The sequence below is a fragment of the Allomesorhizobium camelthorni genome, from assembly GCF_011045125.1.
GTDB lineage: Bacteria > Pseudomonadota > Alphaproteobacteria > Rhizobiales > Rhizobiaceae > Allomesorhizobium > Allomesorhizobium camelthorni.
Genome location: NZ_JAAKZF010000028.1, coordinates 16509 through 34241, shown reverse-complemented (window position 1 = coordinate 34241; position 17733 = coordinate 16509). Strand labels below are relative to the sequence as shown.

General features: G+C 63.2%; 18 protein-coding genes and 1 riboswitch. Of the genes, 16 read left to right on the top strand and 2 right to left on the bottom strand.

Annotated elements, in window-relative coordinates:
• Positions 1 to 56: 56 nt before the first annotated feature.
• From G6N73_RS18910 to G6N73_RS18865, 10 genes are all read left to right on the top strand, one after another.
• The gene (locus tag G6N73_RS18910) at positions 57 to 1079 is read left to right on the top strand and encodes a methionine synthase (protein WP_165030356.1); all 1023 of its coding nucleotides are present in this window, start codon (positions 57 to 59) and stop codon (positions 1077 to 1079) included.
• Positions 1080 to 1084: 5 nt separating this feature from the next.
• Positions 1085 to 1549: a YaiI/YqxD family protein gene (locus G6N73_RS18905; protein WP_165030428.1), complete on the top strand. Its 465-nt coding sequence runs from the start codon at positions 1085 to 1087 to the stop codon at positions 1547 to 1549.
• 104 nt (positions 1550 to 1653) lie between these two features.
• Positions 1654 to 2238, top strand: coding sequence for a DUF1353 domain-containing protein (locus tag G6N73_RS18900; protein WP_165030353.1), 585 nt, complete (start codon positions 1654 to 1656; stop codon positions 2236 to 2238).
• Between the two features lie 54 nt (positions 2239 to 2292).
• On the top strand, positions 2293 to 2565 hold the full coding sequence (locus G6N73_RS18895; protein WP_165030351.1) for a FitA-like ribbon-helix-helix domain-containing protein: 273 nt from the start codon (positions 2293 to 2295) through the stop codon (positions 2563 to 2565).
• Positions 2537 to 2959, top strand: a complete 423-nt coding sequence (locus G6N73_RS18890) for a type II toxin-antitoxin system VapC family toxin (RefSeq protein ID WP_165030350.1) — start codon at positions 2537 to 2539, stop codon at positions 2957 to 2959. The genes G6N73_RS18895 and G6N73_RS18890 overlap by 29 nt, the downstream gene beginning before the upstream one ends.
• Positions 2956 to 3792, top strand: coding sequence for an S-formylglutathione hydrolase (gene fghA / locus G6N73_RS18885; RefSeq protein ID WP_165030348.1), 837 nt, complete (start codon positions 2956 to 2958; stop codon positions 3790 to 3792). The genes G6N73_RS18890 and fghA overlap by 4 nt, the downstream gene beginning before the upstream one ends.
• A gap of 114 nt (positions 3793 to 3906) precedes the next feature.
• Positions 3907 to 4785: a cytochrome b/b6 domain-containing protein gene (locus G6N73_RS18880; protein WP_165030346.1), complete on the top strand. Its 879-nt coding sequence runs from the start codon at positions 3907 to 3909 to the stop codon at positions 4783 to 4785.
• A 2-nt stretch (positions 4786 to 4787) separates the two neighbouring features.
• Positions 4788 to 5576 (top strand): molybdopterin-binding protein, encoded by a 789-nt coding sequence (locus G6N73_RS18875; protein WP_165030426.1) that lies wholly within the window; start codon positions 4788 to 4790, stop codon positions 5574 to 5576.
• Complete coding sequence (locus G6N73_RS18870; protein WP_165030344.1) at positions 5563 to 5715, top strand: hypothetical protein; 153 nt, start codon at positions 5563 to 5565, stop codon at positions 5713 to 5715. Before G6N73_RS18875 ends, G6N73_RS18870 begins: the two co-directional genes overlap by 14 nt.
• A 178-nt stretch (positions 5716 to 5893) precedes the next feature.
• Positions 5894 to 6280, top strand: coding sequence for a helix-turn-helix domain-containing protein (locus tag G6N73_RS18865; protein WP_165030342.1), 387 nt, complete (start codon positions 5894 to 5896; stop codon positions 6278 to 6280).
• 11 nt (positions 6281 to 6291) lie between these two features.
• Here the strand turns inward: G6N73_RS18865 and G6N73_RS18860 are convergent, their stop codons facing one another.
• Positions 6292 to 7293 (bottom strand): hypothetical protein, encoded by a 1002-nt coding sequence (locus G6N73_RS18860; protein WP_165030340.1) that lies wholly within the window; start codon positions 7291 to 7293, stop codon positions 6292 to 6294.
• Between the two features lie 187 nt (positions 7294 to 7480).
• A riboswitch (glycine riboswitch) is annotated at positions 7481 to 7568 on the top strand.
• A 147-nt stretch (positions 7569 to 7715) separates the two neighbouring features.
• On the opposite strand from G6N73_RS18860, the gene gcvT reads away from it, so the two are divergent.
• The 3 genes from gcvT to gcvP are packed head-to-tail and all read left to right on the top strand — an operon-like array spanning position 7716 to position 12003.
• Positions 7716 to 8816, top strand: a complete 1101-nt coding sequence (gene gcvT, locus G6N73_RS18855; RefSeq protein ID WP_165030338.1) for a glycine cleavage system aminomethyltransferase GcvT — start codon at positions 7716 to 7718, stop codon at positions 8814 to 8816.
• Positions 8817 to 8822: 6 nt separating this feature from the next.
• On the top strand, positions 8823 to 9191 hold the full coding sequence (gene gcvH / locus G6N73_RS18850) for a glycine cleavage system protein GcvH (protein WP_165030336.1): 369 nt from the start codon (positions 8823 to 8825) through the stop codon (positions 9189 to 9191).
• A gap of 10 nt (positions 9192 to 9201) precedes the next feature.
• Positions 9202 to 12003, top strand: coding sequence for an aminomethyl-transferring glycine dehydrogenase (gcvP, locus tag G6N73_RS18845; protein ID WP_165030334.1), 2802 nt, complete (start codon positions 9202 to 9204; stop codon positions 12001 to 12003).
• Between the two features lie 102 nt (positions 12004 to 12105).
• On the opposite strand, the gene G6N73_RS18840 is transcribed toward gcvP, so the two are convergent.
• Entirely contained in the window at positions 12106 to 12558 is a 453-nt protein-coding gene (locus G6N73_RS18840; RefSeq protein WP_165030332.1) for an Lrp/AsnC family transcriptional regulator, read from the bottom strand.
• Positions 12559 to 12680: 122 nt separating this feature from the next.
• Between G6N73_RS18840 and G6N73_RS18835 the strand changes: the two genes are divergently transcribed.
• From G6N73_RS18835 to parE, 3 genes are all read left to right on the top strand, one after another.
• Positions 12681 to 13676: a nucleoside recognition domain-containing protein gene (locus tag G6N73_RS18835; RefSeq protein ID WP_165030330.1), complete on the top strand. Its 996-nt coding sequence runs from the start codon at positions 12681 to 12683 to the stop codon at positions 13674 to 13676.
• A gap of 177 nt (positions 13677 to 13853) precedes the next feature.
• Positions 13854 to 15563, top strand: coding sequence for an HAD family hydrolase (locus tag G6N73_RS18830; RefSeq protein ID WP_165030328.1), 1710 nt, complete (start codon positions 13854 to 13856; stop codon positions 15561 to 15563).
• 93 nt (positions 15564 to 15656) lie between these two features.
• Complete coding sequence (gene parE, locus G6N73_RS18825) at positions 15657 to 17723, top strand: DNA topoisomerase IV subunit B (protein ID WP_165030326.1); 2067 nt, start codon at positions 15657 to 15659, stop codon at positions 17721 to 17723.
• The last annotated feature ends 10 nt before the right edge of the window (positions 17724 to 17733 follow it).

Here is a 17733-nt window from a genome sequence, read left to right as displayed (position 1 = left end):
TCCGCCGGCAGATTAGTTAGCAACTGCCACACGCCGTCCACCGAGGAGGTATGCACATGCTCTTCCCATCGACGATAGCCGGCAGTCTGCCGAAACCGGGATGGCTGGCCGAGACCGAAAAGCTCTGGCCGAAATGGAAGCTGGAGGGCGAAGCGCTGGACAGCGGCAAGCGCGACGCGGCGCTGATCTGGATCAAGGAGCAGGAGGACGCCGGCATCGAGACGGTGTCGGACGGCGAGCAGTTCCGCACGCATTTCGTGCACGGCTTCCTTGAGACGGTGGAAGGCATCGACTGGACGCTGATGACCAAAATGGGCATCCGCAACAACCGCTATGAGGCGGATGTGCCGACGGTGACCGGCAAGCTGCGGCGCAGCGGCCCGGTGCATGGCGACCAGGCCGCATTCTGCCGCCAGCACACCAAGAAGCGCCTGAAATTCACCCTGCCCGGCCCGATGACCATCTGCGATACGCTGGCCGACGCTCATTACGGCCGGCGGGCCGACATGGCTATGGCTTTTGCGGAAATCCTGAACGAGGAGGCGCTGGAGCTGGAGGCTGCGGGCGTCGACGTGATCCAGTTCGACGAGCCGGCCTTCAACGTGTTCATGGCCGAGGTGAACGATTGGGGCATCGCCGCGCTGGAGCGCGCCGCGCGGGGACTGCGCTGCGCGACGGCGGTGCATATCTGCTACGGCTACGGCATCGAGGCCAATCTGAAATGGAAGGAGACGCTGGGGTCGGAATGGCGGCAATATGAGGCGATTTTTCCCGCCATCAACGCATCTTCGATCCGCCAGGTCTCGCTGGAATGCGCCAACTCGCGCGTGCCGATCTCGCTGATTTCGCTGCTGCCGGACAAGGAACTGCTGGTCGGCGTTATCGACGTGGCGTCGAACTTGGTCGAGACGCCCGAACAGGTGGCCGCGACCATCGCCGAGGCGCTGGGATATGCCGACGCCGAGCGCATCCAGCCCTGCACCAATTGCGGGATGGCGCCGCTGTCGCGCGCTGTCGCCACAGGAAAGCTGCGCGCGCTCGGCGCGGGCGCGGCGCTGGCCAGGAACCTTCAGCCATAGTGCCGATGGAACAGCCGATCATCTATGTCGACGCCGATGCCTGCCCGGTGAAGGCGGAGGTGGAGAAGGTCGCCGAGCGGCTCGGGCTGGTCGTTACCTTCGTGTCGAATGGGGGCCTGAGGCCGTCGCGCGACCCGATGATCAGGCATGTCGTGGTGCCGAAGACCGCCGCAGACGCCGCCGACGACTGGATCGTCGAGAATGCGAAAGCCAACGACATCGTCATCACGGCCGACATTCCGCTGGCGGCGCGCGCGGTGGCGCTGGGGGCGTATGTGCTCGGCCCGACCGGAAAGCCGTTCACGCCCGAGACGATCGGCATGGCTGTGGCTATGCGCGACCTGAAGCAGCATCTGCGCGAGACCGGCGAGAGCAAGGGCTACAATGCCGGCTTCACGCCCGCCGACCGCTCGCGCTTTCTGGGCGCGCTGGACCAGATGGCGCGCAAGGCGATCAAGGCGACGGAATAGCGCCCACACTGGCGCATCGCCCAGGTTGCAAAGAATTCTCCACGCCGACCGCGATCCGGATTAAGGTCTGCGCTTGCAACTTAAGCGATGAGGAGGACCGTTTCATGCCAGTGCATTTCATCGGAACCGTTTCCGTTTCCTGGCTCACACAGCCGGGCGCCGACCGCGACGTGAAACTGGATCAGGACTTCGGGTTCGAGGATTCCGGCGGGCTCGTCTGGACCGCAAAGAAGAAAGCGATCGTCAACGGCGCGTCGATACCGCAGATCTTCTGGTCGACTTTCGGATCGCCCTTCATCGGCGACTATCGCCGCGCCTCAGTGCTGCACGACTATTATTGCGAGGTGCGGACCCGTCCTTCGGCCGCGACGCATCTCATGTTCTACGAAGCCTGCCTGGCGGGCGGCGTCGGGCCGGTGAAGGCGAAGACCATGTACATCATGGTCAAGACGTTTGGACCAAGCTGGACCGTGGTGGCCGAGAGCATCGTGGTCAACGGCCACACCGTGATCGAGAAAGGCGGCATGCTGACATTCTCGCGCACCATGCCGCGAGCCGAGTTTTCCGAGATGATCCAGTGGATAGAAACGGAGAACCCGCCGATCGCAGACATCGATGCGGAAATCGAGAAACGCGCCGTGGTGGTGCCCGTTCTGCCGCTCGCGGAACTGGGAATTGAGGTTGATTGAGTTGAGGAGCCGGCGCACAAATGATATCATTACGATATCAGGGAGAGATTTGTGATGGGCAGTATGGTGATCAGAAACATTCCGGACGATGTACTCGAGCGATTTAAGCAACAGGCCCGGAGCGAGGGTAAATCGGCAGAGCAGCTTGCCCGCGAGGCCTTAGCCGAAAAAGCCAAACCGTCGCGAGAAGAGATTATTCGCCGCATGGACGAAATACGCTCTCGATCCCAACCGGTGGATCTGGAAACCGCGCTTCGCATCATGGAGGAGGCGCGCGCCGAACGGGATGCAAGGCCCTATGTACCGGGCCTCGATAATGATCATTGATGCAAACGTCGCTACGTACTGGTGCGTACAGACGCCCTTGACTGCCTCGGCCAAAGCGATTTTAGCCCGGTCGGACTTGCGAGCGCCCGCTCTGATAAGGATCGAAACCACCCATGCTCTGTTGAAATATGTGCGCGTAGGACTGATCACACATGACCAATTTCGCGACGGCATCCAGAGTATCCAGGACGCAATCTTTGAATTTGCCGATGACGGACATCTCTTGGGCGTCGGAACGGAGATCGCGCTCGCAAACAGTCACGCCATCTACGACTGCCTCTACCTTGCGCTGGCGCTTGAACGGCGCGAGCCGTTGGCGACGGCTGACAAACGCCTGGCCTCGCTGGCGCGAAGCCTCAACATCGAAACGCAACTGATCGGGCCTGAACCTTGAAACCAATCTCTCTCTCAAAATCCCATGGCGGCATCCAGGGCGTCTATTCGCATGCGTCGGAGGCCTGCGCCTGCGACATGAATTTCGCGGTATTCGCGCCGCCTCAGGCGGTGGAACAGCACTGCCCGGTCGTCTGGTACCTGTCCGGCCTGACCTGCACGCACCAGAACGTCATGGACAAGGGCGAATACCGGCGCATGGCCGCCGAACTCGGGCTGATCGTCGTCTGCCCCGACACCAGCCCGCGCGGCGCCGAGGTGCCCGACGAGAAGGACAACTGGCAGTTCGGCTGCGGCGCAGGCTTCTATGTCGACGCGACGCAGGCGCCCTTTGCGAAGAACTACCGCATGTATTCCTATGTCATGGAGGAGCTTCCGACGCTCATCGGCGAAAACTTCCCGGTCGACATGGATAGGCAGGCGATCTTCGGCCACTCCATGGGCGGGCACGGCGCGCTGACGATGGCGCTGAGAAATCCGGGCCATTTCAAAAGCTGCTCGGCCTTCGCGCCGATCGTCAATCCGATGACCGCCGGATGGTCGAAGCCGGCGCTCGAAAAATATCTCGGACCGGACGAGGCCGCGTGGCGGGCATACGACGCCTGTGCGCTGGTCGAGGACGGCTATCGCTTTCCGGAGTTTCTGGTCGACCAGGGCACGGCGGACGGCTTTCTCGACGACGGGCTGCGGCCGTGGCTGTTCGAAGCGGCTTGCGCAAAGGCCGGCATTCCGCTGACGCTGCGCATGCAGGAAGGCTACGACCATTCCTATTTCTTCATCTCGACCTTCATGGAAGATCACCTCAGGTGGCATGCGGCGAAGCTTGGCGCGTAACGGCGGGCTCGCGAAAATTTCACTCCTGGCCTGAAACACGCCATTAGGGCGAAGCGTATCTTAGCGGCAGTCTCATAAACGTTGCGGCCGCCGAGCCGCAGGGAGGAACCGCGCATGGACAACCCGCATATCCGCGAAATGGCCGACGCAGCTTCCGCGTCCGCCGAGGCCGGGACGCTGGTCTACCGGCAATCGGCCTGGACCCGCCTCACCCACTGGGTCTGGGCAATCTCGCTGTTTTTCCTGCTGCTCAGCGGCTTGCAGATCTTCAACGCGCACCCGACGCTTTATATCGGCGACCAGTCCGGGTTCGGCTTCGACAATGAAATCCTCGCGATCAGGGCGGAAAACACGCCGGAAGGTCCGGTCGGCTATACGCGAGTGTTCGGCCAGCGCTTCGACACGAGCGGCGTGCTCGGGCTCTCCTGGGTTGGAGACACGCCGGTCGGGCGTGGCTTTCCGGCCTGGGCGACGATCCCGTCCTACCAGGATCTGGCGACCGGGCGCGTGGTGCATTTCTTCTTCGCCTGGATCCTCGTCGTCACGCTGCTCGTGTGGCTTGCGGCCAGCCTCGCTAATGGCCATCTGCGCCGCGACCTAGCTCCGCAGCTCCAAGATTTGAGGCGGCTGCCGGGCGACATAGCCAGCCATGTGCGGCTGCGCTTTCACCATGCGCGCGAATACAACACGCCGCAGAAGCTCGCCTATGGCGGCGTGCTCTTCATCCTGCTGCCGCTGATGATCCTGACCGGGCTGGCGATGTCGCCGACGATGAACGCCGCGATCCCGTTCCTGGCTGATGCGCTGGGCGGGCGCCAGACGGCGCGCACAATCCACTTCGCCGCAATGCTGCTCCTGGTCGGCTTCTTCATCATCCACATGCTGATGATCCTTGCCGCCGGGCCGATCAACGAACTGCGCTCGATCGTCACCGGCTGGTACCGCACCGACCCGCCTATTGATGGCGAAACCAATTCCGGAAGGAGCGCGTGACCATGCAGAAATTCCAGATAAGCCGCCGTAAATTCCTGACCGCCGCCGGCATCGGGGCGTCCGGCCTGGCGCTGTCCGGCTGCGACGTCTTCGACGGGCTCGCCCGCGACAGCGCGGTGCGCGATTTCATGGAAGGCACCAACGGGCTCACCTACCGCGTGCAACGGCTGATAACCGGCCGCGATGCGCTGGCGCAGGAATTCACCGAGGCCGACATCCGCCAGCCGCAGCGACCCAACGGCGTGACCGCGCCGGACGACGAATTCTACAAGGGGCTTTTGCGCAACGATTTCGCCGACTGGCGGCTGGAGGTCACGGGCCTCGTGGAAAAGCCGCTGTCGCTGTCGCGCGCGCAACTGCTCGCAATGCCATCACGGACGCAGATCACCCGGCACGACTGCGTCGAGGGCTGGAGCTGCATCGCCAAATGGACGGGGGTGCCGCTGTCACTGGTGCTCGACGAGGCGAAGGTGAAGCCGCAGGCGCGCTATGCCGTCTTCCATTGCATGGATCCGATCGAGCAGGGCCTGGCGGGCGACATCAAGTATTACGGCTCGGTCGATTTGATCGACGCGCGCCATCCGCAGACCATCCTTGCCTACGGCCTCAACGGCAAGCCGCTGCCGGTCGAGAACGGCGCGCCGCTGCGGGTCCGGGTCGAGCGGCAACTCGGCTACAAAATGCCCAAATATCTGCACCGGATCGAGCTGGTCGACACTTTCAGCGCAATCGGCGGCGGCAAGGGCGGTTATTGGGAGGATAATGGTTACGACTGGTATGGCGGAATTTGAAGATTCAGGTGATGCCGGCCTGCAATGGCGGCTTTCTGCGCTGCCAGTGCTCACGTATCCGAAAGTGCGCTCCGCTCCGGTTCTCGAAATCCACCATTTTGGTCGCGGCACGCCTATCTTCGATTCCGGCTCGGCCTGACCTGAATCTCAACAAACCTTAGCTGGTCTCCAGTCAAAGAATTCCCACTTAAATACAAGCGTTTGCTCGATAATTCCTTCGAGAGGGTTGTACTCCCAACTCCTGTCCGCCATTATTGTCGTCCGATCCACGCTCATTGCGGGCGCGGCGATTTCAGCCACCACAGGAGGTATATCGGGTGTCCGACACCACGAACATTTACGAAGAAACGCCGGATCTCGACACGATCGGCGGCCGTCTGTCGCGAGCCCGCGAGGGAAGCGGACTCAGCCTTAAGGAGCTTGCCCTGCGGCTTGGGGTGAAGACGGCGACAGTCCAGGCATGGGAAAGCGACCGCTCGCAGCCCGGTTCGCACCGGCTGACAAAACTGTCCGGCCTGCTCGGCGTCAGCCTTTCATGGATACTCCACGGCGTCGGTATCGCGCCCTCGGAAGAGAGAGATGCTTCTCAAAGAGCCGATCTCGTCAACGCTCAACTCGCCCGCCTGGTGCTGCTGCACGCCGAAACCGGCCAGTTGATCAACCGTTTGCAGAACGACGTGGAACGGCTGGGCGCAACTCGCTAACCGGATCTGCTTCAGGCCACCCTGTCGATCAGCGGCAGCAGGTCGGGGTGGATGGACGGCGACACCTGCTTGATGAACTTCAGCAGTGCGCGCTCGTTTTCGTGCAGCGCCGGCTTGCCGCCGATCCGCTCGACCAGCCACCTGGCTTCGCAGGCGTCTATGGCTTCGGCGCGGCGGGCCTGCGCCTCGCGCGAAAGATTGTGGGCTTCCCAATCGGTGTCGATGCTCGCCGACGGGCTGTAGGCGTCGAGTATGCCGGCGACGCTGCCAGCGGCCATGCGTGCGAAAAAGCTTCCGATGCCAGCTTCAGGCGCGTCAACGAAGGCATCCTGGTGCAGTGCCTTCTCGCGCGTCGGCGCCTCGTAGCCCGATCCGCACATGACGAAATTGGCCATCGCCTTGACGAAAAGGTCGTTCCACGACGGATCGTTCTGGGCGCCGGCGGCGCGCTCGTTGATCGTCAGCAGCACCTCGGCCTCGGCGCGGGTTATGGCGATGTTGCCGTCGCCGCCGAAGGCGTAAAGGATCCGGCGCAGCAGATCGACTTCGCCCCTGGTGATGCGACCGGGCGCAAGCTCGCCGCCCTTGGTCAATGCCCCCTTGCCGTCCACGACCGCATGCATGACCTGCTGCAGCGCGTAGGCCGAGAGCTTGTCCGGCGAGAACTTCGCCTTTTCCAGCACCGTCACCAGAAGTTCGAGTTCGGCCCGCGTGTCGACCACGCCGTCGCGCGAGACGACGCCGATCAGCCACTCGGCATTGGCGGCCGAGACGTAGCCGGAGGGCTTTTCCTGATGGACGATATAGTCGGTGATCGCCTCGATGAAGAAGACCGGCCATTCCGCGCATTTCTCGATCGCGGAAACGTCGAGCGCGAACAGTGATTCGGCCTCTTCGGATGTGACGACACCGTCGCGGAACACCTGGCCGCGCAGCAGGAGCACGTCGTCAGCGGTGATGCGGTTCTTCGCTGCAAGTCCGCCAACGGGTGCAGCCACGATGCCTTCGCCCATTTTCCCGTCCCCAAACCAACGAAAGCGGTCATTGCCGCCTCCAAGCCGGGAGCAAGACTAGCAGCATTGGTTTGAAGAACAGGTAAAGGGCGTGGTTAGCGAAGGGTTGTTGAAAGCCATGTCGCAAGCACGTGACAAAGTGTCGGGCATGAGCTACACACGGGCCGTCGAGGGGCTTTCGAGTCCCTACCTGTTTGCGGGAGAGAGCAGCGAGAGCTGCCGCCGAAGGGGAAATCGCCCGAAATCTCTCAGGCAAAAAGAACCGTAGACGGGAAAGACACTCTGGAAAGTCGGGGCTGGACCCCGCGCCGAAGGTGTAAGCGTCGCCGACAGAGTTCCGGTTGCGCGAGTCTCTCAGGCTTCAGACAGAGGGGCACGGAATGGCCGCCATAGCGGCCGCTTGCGTGCGCTCTGGAGAAGTCATGACCGACGGATCGACAAGAACACTACCCCTCGATGATCTGCACAGGTCGGCAGGCGCGCGCTTCGGAGCGTTCGCGGGCTGGTCGATGCCGCTGACCTATCCTGCCGGCGTGATGAAGGAGCACCTTCACACACGCGAACAGGCAGGGCTGTTCGATATTTCCCACATGAAGCTGTTCGAAGTGTCCGGGCCGGACGCCGCGGCGCTGCTGTCGAAGGCCTGCCCGCTCGACGCCAATGGCCTCGAAGTTTCGCAATCGAAGCTGACTTTCTTCCTGAACGATCAGGCCGGCATCCTGGACGACCTGATCGTCACCAGGCTCGGCGCAGACCGCTTCATGGTCGTGGCCAATGCAGGCAATGCGGCAGCGGACGAAGCGCATCTGCGCAATCTGGCGAAGGGCTTAGACTGCAAGGTCGATCTGCTCGACCGCGTGTTCCTGGCCATTCAGGGGCCGGAAGCCTGGGCCGTGCTTTCCCGCGCCGGGATCGAGACCGGATCGCTCACCTTCATGCACGGCATCGAGCCCCGACAAAACTGGTTCATGAGCCGGTCGGGCTATACGGGCGAGGACGGGTTCGAGATCGGCCTGCCGGAAGCCGACGCGCGGGCGCTGGTGGAGAAACTGCTCGCCGACGAGCGCGTCATGTGGATCGGGCTTGCGGCGCGCGACAGCCTGCGGCTCGAAGCCGGGCTTTGCCTGCACGGGCAGGACATTACGCCGGAAACCGATCCGGCGAGTGCGGCGCTGATGTGGGCCATTCCCAAGGATCTCCGCGCCGCCGGCGCTTTCATCGGAGCGGAAGCCTTGCGTGAGATCGCTGCGCGCGGACCGGCGGAAAAGCGCGTTGGCCTGAAGCCGGAGGGCCGCCAGCCGGTGCGCGCCGGTGCGCAGCTTTTCGACGAGAACGGCAATCCGGCCGGCCGGGTCACGTCGGGCGGCTTCGGTCCTTCGGTCGGGCACCCGGTCGCCATGGGCTACGTCTCGTCCGGCTTGGCCAAGCCCGGAACGAAACTTTTCGCAGATGTGCGCGGCACCAAGATCGCCGTCGACACGCATCCCCTTCCCTTCACGCAGCATCGCTACCGCAAAGGATAGTTTTTCATGGCGACCACCTATTACACCGAAGACCACGAATGGATCCGCGTCGAGGGCGGCGTCGCGACCGTCGGCATCACCGACTATGCGCAGGAGCAGCTAGGCGACCTGGTGTTCGTGGAACTGCCGGAGGCCGGGCGCAAGGTCGCCAAGGGCGACGTCGCAGTCGTCGTCGAATCGGTAAAGGCGGCGTCCGACGTCTATGCGCCGGCGGACGGCGAGATCGTCGAGGCCAACACCGCGCTCTCCTCCGACCCGGCGCTGGTCAATTCGTCGCCCGCCGGCGACGGCTGGCTGTGGAAGATGAAGCTGTCCGACGACAGCCAGTTGACCGGCCTGATGAACGAGGCCGGCTACAAGGCAATGATCGGCTGAGGAACTGGACATGACAGACAACCGCGCTGAATTCGCCGGCCGCCATATCGGGCCCGGCCCTGCCGATACGAGGGCGATGCTCGCCGCGCTCGGCCTGCCCTCCGTCGAAACGCTGATCACGCAGACCGTGCCGAAATCGATCCGGCTCAACCGGCCGCTGCACCTGCCCGGTCCGGCGACCGAGGCCGAGGCGCTGGCCGAGCTTTCCGAGAAGATGGGCCGCAACCACGTGCTGAAGAGCTTTATCGGCCAAGGTTATCACGGCTGCCGCGTGCCGCCGGTGATCCAGCGCAATCTGTTCGAGAACCCCGCCTGGTACACAGCCTACACGCCCTACCAGGCCGAGATCAGCCAGGGCCGTCTCGAACTGCTGTTTAATTTCCAGACGCTGGTCACCGAACTGACCGGCCTGCCGGTGGCGTCGGCCTCGCTGCTGGACGAGGCGACCGCGGTGGCCGAAGCGGTAGGGATCGCGTTCCGCCACCATCGCGAGAAGCGAAGCCGCGTCGTCCTGGCCGGAGAACTGCACCCACAGATAGTGGACGTGGTGAAGACCCGCGCCGAGCCGCTGGGGATCGAGGTCAATGGTGGCGAGATCGACGCCGACACGGCGGCGGTCATCGTGCCGTGGCCCGACACGTTCGGTGTTTTCCACGACCACTCGACAGTGATCGCGAAAGCAAAAGCCGCGGATGCGCTGGTCGTCGTCGTCGCCGACCCGCTGGCGCTGACGCTGCTCGAAGCACCGGGAAAACAGGGCGCCGACATCGCCGTCGGGGCCATGCAGCGCTTCGGCGTTCCCATGGGCTACGGCGGTCCGCACGCCGCCTATCTCGCCGTGTCGGACCGGCTGACGCGGCTGATCCCCGGCCGGCTGGTCGGGCAGTCGACCGACACCAAAGGGCGGCCGGGATACCGGCTGGCGCTGCAGACGCGCGAGCAGCACATCAGGCGCGACAAGGCGACCTCGAACATCTGCACGGCGCAGGCGCTGCTGGCAAACATGGCGGCTGCCTTCGCGATCTGGCACGGGCCGCAGGGTCTGCAGACCCTGGCACGGCGGGTCCATGCGCCGGCGGCGCGGTTTTCGGCCGGGCTCACGGCGGCCGGATTTGCGGTCGCTGGCAAGGAGATATTCGACACGGTTACAGTGACGGTCGAAGGGCAGGCCAAAAGAATTGCCGCCGAGGCCGAACGCACCGGCCGGCTGATCCGCGTGATCGACGAGAACCGCGTCGGGATCAGCTTCGACCAGACTTCGGTCGAAGAAGACCTGCAGGCGCTGTCGGGCCTGTTTGGGGCTACGCCGCCTTCGGAAGCGGAGCTGATGCTGCCGGAACGGCGGCGCGGCGAGAACTTCATGACGCAGCCGGTGTTCCACGAGGTCCGTTCCGAAACGGAGATGATGCGCTATCTCAGGCGGCTGGCCGACAAGGACCTGGCGCTCGACCGCACCATGATCCCCCTCGGCTCGTGCACGATGAAGCTCAACGCGGCGGCCGAGATGATGCCGGTGAGCTGGCCGGAAGTGGCGAACATGCACCCGTTCGCGCCGGCGGAGCATGCCGTGGGCTATCGCGCCATGACCGACGAACTGGAGGGATGGCTCGCCGAAATCACCGGCTTCGACAGGGTCTCGCTGCAGCCGAACGCCGGCAGTCAGGGCGAATATGCCGGCCTGCTCGCCATCCGCCGCTACCACCACTCGCGCGGAGAAGCGCACCGCAAGGTCTGCCTGATCCCGTCCTCGGCGCATGGCACCAATCCGGCGAGCGCCCATATGGCCGGCATGGATGTCGTCGTCGTGCGCTGCACGGAGGAAGGCGATATCGACACCGCCGACCTCACGGCGAAGGTGGAGCAGCATTCGCAAAACCTCGCGGCGCTGATGATCACCCATCCCTCGACGCATGGCGTGTTCGAGGAAGGCGTGAAGGACATCTGCGCGCTGGTGCACGAGCATGGCGGACAGGTCTATCTCGACGGGGCCAACCTGAACGCCCTGGTCGGCCTGGCGCGGCCGGGCGACATCGGCGGCGACGTCTGCCACATGAATTTGCACAAGACCTTCTGCATTCCGCATGGCGGCGGCGGACCGGGCGTCGGGCCGATCGGCGTCAAGTCGCATCTGGCGGCGTTCCTGCCCGGCCATGTCGAGGCGGGGACGGAACACGCTGTGTCGGCCGCGCCCTATGGCAGTGCGTCGATCCTGCCGATCACCTGGATGTACATCCGCATGATGGGCGGCACCGGCCTCAAGCAGGCGACGGAACTGGCGATCCTCAGCGCCAACTACATCGCCGAGCGGCTGAAGGCGCACTATCCGGTGCTGTTCAAGGGCCGCAATGGGCGCGTCGCGCATGAGTGCATCCTCGACACGCGCGTGTTGAAGGAAAGCGCGGGCATCGGTGTAGAAGACGTCGCCAAGCGCCTGATCGACTACGGTTTTCATGCGCCGACCATGTCGTGGCCGGTGGCCGGGACGCTGATGGTCGAGCCGACCGAATCCGAGCCGAAACGGGAGATCGACCGCTTCTGCGACGCGATGATCGCGATTGCGAGGGAAGCCGAGCGCGTCGCCAAGGGCGAGTGGCCGGCCGGCGACAACCCGCTGGTAAACGCGCCGCATACGGCCGCCGAAACGCTCGCCGCCGACTGGACGCATCCCTACACGCGGCTCGAAGCCGCCTATCCGGATGGCGATCCGGACAGTTCGGCCAAATACTGGCCGCCGGTCTCGCGCATCGACAATGTCGCCGGCGACCGCAACCTGGTGTGCTCGTGCCCGCCGATCGAGGCGCTGGCCAGCTGACAGCGAGCATTTCGGAGGAAAAGGCCGGCACCACGCCGGCCTTTTTCAATTCGATCGCCGTGATGTGGTGAACGGCGGCCACCCTTACGCGATCGTGAAAATCTAGAACGGGATCGCGGTTGTCTCCTTGGCTGTGCGGATCACGAACATTGTGTAGTAGCGCGCGACGTTGCTGCGGTCCCGGAAAAGCCGCTCGCACAGTGCATCGAACTCGTCCATGTCGCCGAGGCGCAGCATCAGGATAGCGTCGGTCTCGCCGCTCACGCTGTAGGCTTGGATCACCGCCCGCTCCCTGGCGGCAAGGTCGAGAAAGCGGCGCATGTGCTGCTCGCCATGGCGCTCGAGTTCGACTGTAACGATCGCCCTCAGTCCCTTGCCGGCCTTGGCCGGATTGAGGATGGCAACAACGCGCTCGATGACGCCGGTGGATTTGAGCCGCCGGATACGGCGTAGACAACTCGAAGGTGAAAGTCCGACCTCCTCCGCCAAGTCGGCGTTGGTTCGGGAAGCGTCCTGTTGCAAAAGGTCGAGGAGTTTCCTGTCGATTTGGTCCATTTTGTCCGCCAACAGATACGAAGTCTCTTCATGCAATATTATTGCATGAAACCGCAAATTTTGACCACAAATGCGAATGGCACCGCGCTAATCATTTTGGCGGCAACTACGGAGACACCGCAATGACTATGCGATCTGCCCTTTATCGAAGGACTCTGGAAACCCTTGAAATCTATTGGGAACTCGTGCGCATCATCGTACCGATCACGCTCGTCACGCAAGTCTTGGTGGAACTTGGATTCATTCGAGCGGTCTCACCGTACCTCGCGCCGCTCATGAAGCTGGTTGGCCTGCCGCCCGAACTCGCCCTTGCCTGGTTGACAGGATTGCTTGTGGGAATCTGGGGAGCGGTGGTGATTGTATTCACGCTGGCACCGATTTCCGCGCTGAGCGCTGGAGACATGACCGTTTTTTCAGCACTTTTGCTGTTCGCGCATGCCCTCCCCATCGAACAACGCATCATTCAGAAGGCTGGACCAAGTTTCGTGGTCACCGTCGTGCTTCGCATAGGCGGCGGGCTAATCTTTGCCGCGCTGCTGCACCAGATATTTTCGGTAACAAGCTGGTTGTCCGCGCCGTTGGAACCGGCGTGGGTACCCATGAGCGATAGTACCGACTGGAGCGATTTTACTCTAAGCACAGTAAAGACCCTGGCAATCATGCTGATCATTTTGCTGGGCCTGAGCTGGTTGATGGAGCTTCTTAAGGTATCCGGCATCTTGGGCTGGCTGAACAAGGGGCTTACGCCACTCTTCCGCCTAGCCGGCATTCAGTCACAAACCGTACCGTTCGCCGCCGTCGGCCTGTTTCTTGGAATCTCATACGGTGGAGGGCTGCTTATCCGTGAGGCCCGTGTGGCGTCCATCGAACCACGTCAGATCTTCCTTGCCTGTGTCTTCATGGGTTTTGCCCACAGCATCATAGAAGACACTTTGGTTGTCGTCGCTCTGGGCGCCGACTTTACCAGTGTTTTCTTCGGCCGTTTGGTTTTCGCTGTAGTTGCGACAGCACTGATTGGGCGGACAATAGGCTCGGTGTCAGATAGTATGTTTTTCAGGACGTTGTTCCGTGAGAACAGCCCAAAACTTCCACAATCGGAACCTGCGCTTGGCAGCTGATTGCGTTGCCAATCGGCTGGACAGCACCTGGTGCTCTCCAGACTGTGTGGAAATGCACTGCCTCCAAGCGAGAGCGCTTTCCGCGTGCCGCGCGGAACGGTCGTTCCGTGTTGTTCGTTATGCTGTCGATTTCAACCGGAATCCGTCCCAAGGATCCGACCGGAAACCGAAGGCCGAATGTATTTCATCGCGTTCGCAACGGACTATGACGGCACGCTCGCGCATAATGGGTTGGTCACAGCCGCCTCCCTGGACGCGCTGAGGCGTCTGAAGGAAAGCGGCCGGAAACTTATCCTCGTCACAGGGCGCGAGTTGCCGGATCTCAAGCATGTATTTCAAGACCTGGCCATGTTCGACAAGGTCGTGGCTGAAAACGGCGCGCTGATCTACACGCCGGCCAGCGAGGAGGAGCGCACTATCTCGCCCCCGCCGCCGCCCGAATTCGTCGAGGCGCTGGCGCGGGGCGGGGTCGCGCCGCTGTCGGTAGGACGCTCGATCGTGGCGACGTGGGAGCCACACCAGACCACGGTGCTCGAAGTAATCAAGGATCTCGGCCTCGAACTCGAGATCATCTTCAACAAGGGCGCGGTCATGATCCTGCCAAGCGGCATCAACAAGGCCGCCGGCCTCGCCGTCGCGCTGGAGGAACTCCGGCTGTCGGCCCACAATGTCGTCGGCATCGGCGACGCTGAGAACGACCATGCCTTCCTGCGCGCCTGCGGCTGCAGCGCCGCGGTCGCCAACGCGCTTCCCGCCGTCAAGGACACGGCGGACCTCGTTACGCGTGGGGCGCGGGGAGAAGGGCTGGAAGAACTGGTCGAGCAGTTGATCGCGCGCGATTGGGACCTCGGTTTCTGCCGCCGAAACGGCATTCTTGTCGGCACGGAAGAGGACGGAAGCGAGGTTCACCTGTGGCCGACGGACACCGTGCTCATTGCCGGAAGTTCCGGCATAGGCAAATCGACGCTCGCAACCGCGCTGACCGAACGCTTCATCATGCAAGGCTTCCAGTTCTGCGTCTTCGATCCCGAAGGCGACTATCACGACCTGGAAGGCGCGGTCACGGTCGGTGACGGCTCCGTTCCGCCGACGCTGGACCAGACCATGAAACTGCTTGAGAAGCCGGTCGACAACGTCGTGCTCAGCACGCTCACGCTCGACGTCGAGGAACGTCCGGATTTCTTCGCCGATTTCCTGCCGGAACTCGGCCGTTTCCGCTCCCGCACGGCAAGGCCGCACTGGCTGATCGTGGACGAAGTGCATCATCTCTTGCCGAAGCGGCGGAACGACACGCCGCTCGTGCTTTCGATGCAACTGCCGGGCACGATCCTCATCACCGTTCACCCCGACGCGGTGGCGACCGACGCGCTCGGTCTTGTCTCCGCCGTGATAGCGCTGGGGCCGCAGGCGGACGAGGTGATCCGCGTGTTCTGCCGCGAGACAGGTATGCAGCCGCCTGAAGGGCTGGTCGCCCCGGACGACGATCGCGTGCTGTTCTGGCGGCCGAAATCCGGAGAGGCCGCCAAGTTGATCAAGGCGGAAAAGCCAAAGCAGTCGCGCAAGCGGCACACGCGCAAATATGCGGAAGGGCAACTCGACGAAGCGGGCAGCTTCTATTTTCGCGGGCCCGACGACGCGATGAAGCTGAGGGCGCACAATCTGATGATGTTCGTCCAGATCGCCGAAGGCATTGACGATAAAACCTGGCAGCATCATCTGCGCAACGGGGACTATTCCGACTGGTTCCGCAGGCAGATCAGGGACGACGCGCTGGCGGATGAGACCGCCGAAGTCGAGGCCGACCAGGCGCTTTCCGCCGAAGAAAGCCGCAAGCGCATTGTCGGCGCGGTTCGCCGGCGCTATACGGCGCCTGCCACTGCCTCCTGATCGGCCGCCGAACGGAACGCGAACCTCTGTCGCACGCCGAAAAAAACGGGCAGTATCCCAGCCTATTCGAATCACCGGAACGCCTGCCACTTCATGGATGAAAGCAACGACCTCTTCGCCGGGCTGGAAAAGCCAAGCCAGCGCACGCCAGCTCGCCCGGCCGATCCCCTTGTGCAGGCGGCGGCGGTCGCCAAGCGCGGAGCGACGCCGCAGGTGAAGGACGGCAGCGAAGGCTACAGCGCCGCCGACATCGAGGTGCTGGAAGGGCTGGAGCCGGTGCGCCGCCGGCCGGGCATGTATATTGGCGGCACAGACGAAAAGGCGCTGCACCACCTCTTTGCCGAAGTCATCGACAATTCGATGGACGAGGCGGTGGCCGGCCACGCCACCTTCATCGACGTGGAGCTTTCCGCCGACGGTTTCCTGACGGTCACCGACAATGGCCGCGGCATTCCGGTCGATCCGCACCCGAAATTCCCGAAGAAATCGGCGCTCGAAGTGATCATGTGCACGCTGCATGCCGGCGGCAAATTCGATTCCAAGGTCTACGAGACCTCGGGCGGCTTGCACGGCGTCGGCGTTTCCGTGGTCAACGCGCTGTCGGACAATCTGGAGGTCGAGGTTGCGCGCGGCCGCCAACTCTATCGCCAGCGCTTTTCACGCGGCATTCCGCAGGGCGGACTGGAATCGCTCGGCGACGTCCACAACCGGCGCGGCACAAAAATCCGCTTTCATCCCGATCCGGACATCTTTGGTAAGGGTGCGCATTTCGAGCCGGCGCGGCTCTACCGCATGGCGCGCTCCAAAGCCTATCTGTTCGGCGGCGTCGAGATACGCTGGTCCTGCGATCCGCTGCTGATCAAGGAAAAGGACCCGACGCCAGCCAAGGCGGTGCTGCATTTCCCCGGCGGGCTGAAGGATTACCTGAAAGCCTCGCTCGGTGACGAATTCCAGGTCACGCGGGAAATCTTTGCCGGCAAAAGCGAAAAGCAGGGCGGACACGGCTCGATCGAATGGGCCGTCACCTGGTTCGGCGGCGACGGCTTCGTCAATTCCTACTGCAACACCATCCCGACCGGCGAAGGCGGCACGCACGAGACCGGCTTCCGCAACGTCTTGACGCGAGGCCTGCGCGCCTATGCCGATCTCACCGGCAACAAGCGCGCCTCGGTGGTGACCAGCGAGGACGTGATGATCTCGGCGGCCGGCATGCTGTCGGTGTTCATCCGCGAGCCGGAATTCGTCGGCCAGACCAAGGACAAGCTCGCGACCGTCGAGGCGATAAGGCTGGTCGAGACGGCGATCCGCGACCCGTTCGACCATTGGCTCGCCGACAATCCGCAGGAGGCTTCGAAGCTTCTCGAATGGGTGATTGCCCGCGCCGACGAGCGGGTGCGGCGGCGCCAGGAAAAGGAAGTGTCGCGCAAGAGCGCGGTGCGCAAGTTGCGGCTGCCGGGAAAACTTGCCGACTGCACGCAAAATGCCGCGGCCGGCGCCGAACTCTTCATCGTCGAGGGCGATTCGGCCGGCGGCTCGGCGAAACAGGCGCGCGACCGGCAGATGCAGGCCATCCTGCCGCTCCGCGGCAAGATCCTCAACGTCGCCAGCGCGGGCCATGACAAGCTGACCGCCAACCAGCAGATTTCCGACCTGATCCAGGCGCTGGGCTGCGGCACGCGCTCGAAATACCGTGACGAGGATCTGCGCTACGACCGCGTCATCATCATGACGGACGCCGATGTCGACGGCGCGCATATCGCCTCGCTGCTGATCACCTTCTTCTACCAGGAGATGCCGGATCTCATTCGCGGCGGCCATCTCTATATGGCCGTGCCGCCGCTCTACAGCATCCGGCAAGGCGGCAAAGTAGCCTATGCGCGAAACGACGCTCACAAGGACGAATTGCTGCGCACGGAATTCACCGGCCGCGGCAAGATCGAGATCGGCCGCTTCAAGGGCCTCGGCGAAATGATGGCGGCGCAGCTCAAGGAAACCACGATGGATCCGAGAAAGCGCACGCTGCTTCGGGTCGACGTGCTGGACGACGAAGCGGCGACCAAATCCGCCGTCGACGCGCTGATGGGCACAAAACCTGAGGCGCGCTTCCGCTTCATCCAGGAACGGGCCGAGTTCGCGGCAGCGGAAGAACTGGATATCTGAGGGCCGTAAG

Bases quoted from the DNA above. Each gene is read 5' to 3' on its own strand.
- G6N73_RS18910 (WP_165030356.1), top strand. From the start codon at position 57: ATGCTCTTCCCATCGACGATAGCCGGCAGTCTGCCGAAACCGGGATGG.
- G6N73_RS18905 (WP_165030428.1), top strand. From the start codon at position 1,085: ATGGAACAGCCGATCATCTATGTCGACGCCGATGCCTGCCCGGTGAAG.
- G6N73_RS18900 (WP_165030353.1), top strand. From the start codon at position 1,654: ATGCCAGTGCATTTCATCGGAACCGTTTCCGTTTCCTGGCTCACACAG.
- G6N73_RS18895 (WP_165030351.1), top strand. From the start codon at position 2,293: ATGGGCAGTATGGTGATCAGAAACATTCCGGACGATGTACTCGAGCGA.
- G6N73_RS18890 (WP_165030350.1), top strand. From the start codon at position 2,537: ATGTACCGGGCCTCGATAATGATCATTGATGCAAACGTCGCTACGTAC.
- G6N73_RS18880 (WP_165030346.1), top strand. From the start codon at position 3,907: ATGGACAACCCGCATATCCGCGAAATGGCCGACGCAGCTTCCGCGTCC.
- G6N73_RS18875 (WP_165030426.1), top strand. From the start codon at position 4,788: ATGCAGAAATTCCAGATAAGCCGCCGTAAATTCCTGACCGCCGCCGGC.
- G6N73_RS18870 (WP_165030344.1), top strand. From the start codon at position 5,563: ATGGCGGAATTTGAAGATTCAGGTGATGCCGGCCTGCAATGGCGGCTT.
- G6N73_RS18860 (WP_165030340.1), bottom strand. From the start codon at position 7,293: ATGGGCGAAGGCATCGTGGCTGCACCCGTTGGCGGACTTGCAGCGAAG.
- gcvT (WP_165030338.1), top strand. From the start codon at position 7,716: ATGACCGACGGATCGACAAGAACACTACCCCTCGATGATCTGCACAGG.
- gcvH (WP_165030336.1), top strand. From the start codon at position 8,823: ATGGCGACCACCTATTACACCGAAGACCACGAATGGATCCGCGTCGAG.
- gcvP (WP_165030334.1), top strand. From the start codon at position 9,202: ATGACAGACAACCGCGCTGAATTCGCCGGCCGCCATATCGGGCCCGGC.
- G6N73_RS18840 (WP_165030332.1), bottom strand. From the start codon at position 12,558: ATGGACCAAATCGACAGGAAACTCCTCGACCTTTTGCAACAGGACGCT.
- G6N73_RS18835 (WP_165030330.1), top strand. From the start codon at position 12,681: ATGACTATGCGATCTGCCCTTTATCGAAGGACTCTGGAAACCCTTGAA.
- G6N73_RS18830 (WP_165030328.1), top strand. From the start codon at position 13,854: ATGTATTTCATCGCGTTCGCAACGGACTATGACGGCACGCTCGCGCAT.
- parE (WP_165030326.1), top strand. From the start codon at position 15,657: ATGGATGAAAGCAACGACCTCTTCGCCGGGCTGGAAAAGCCAAGCCAG.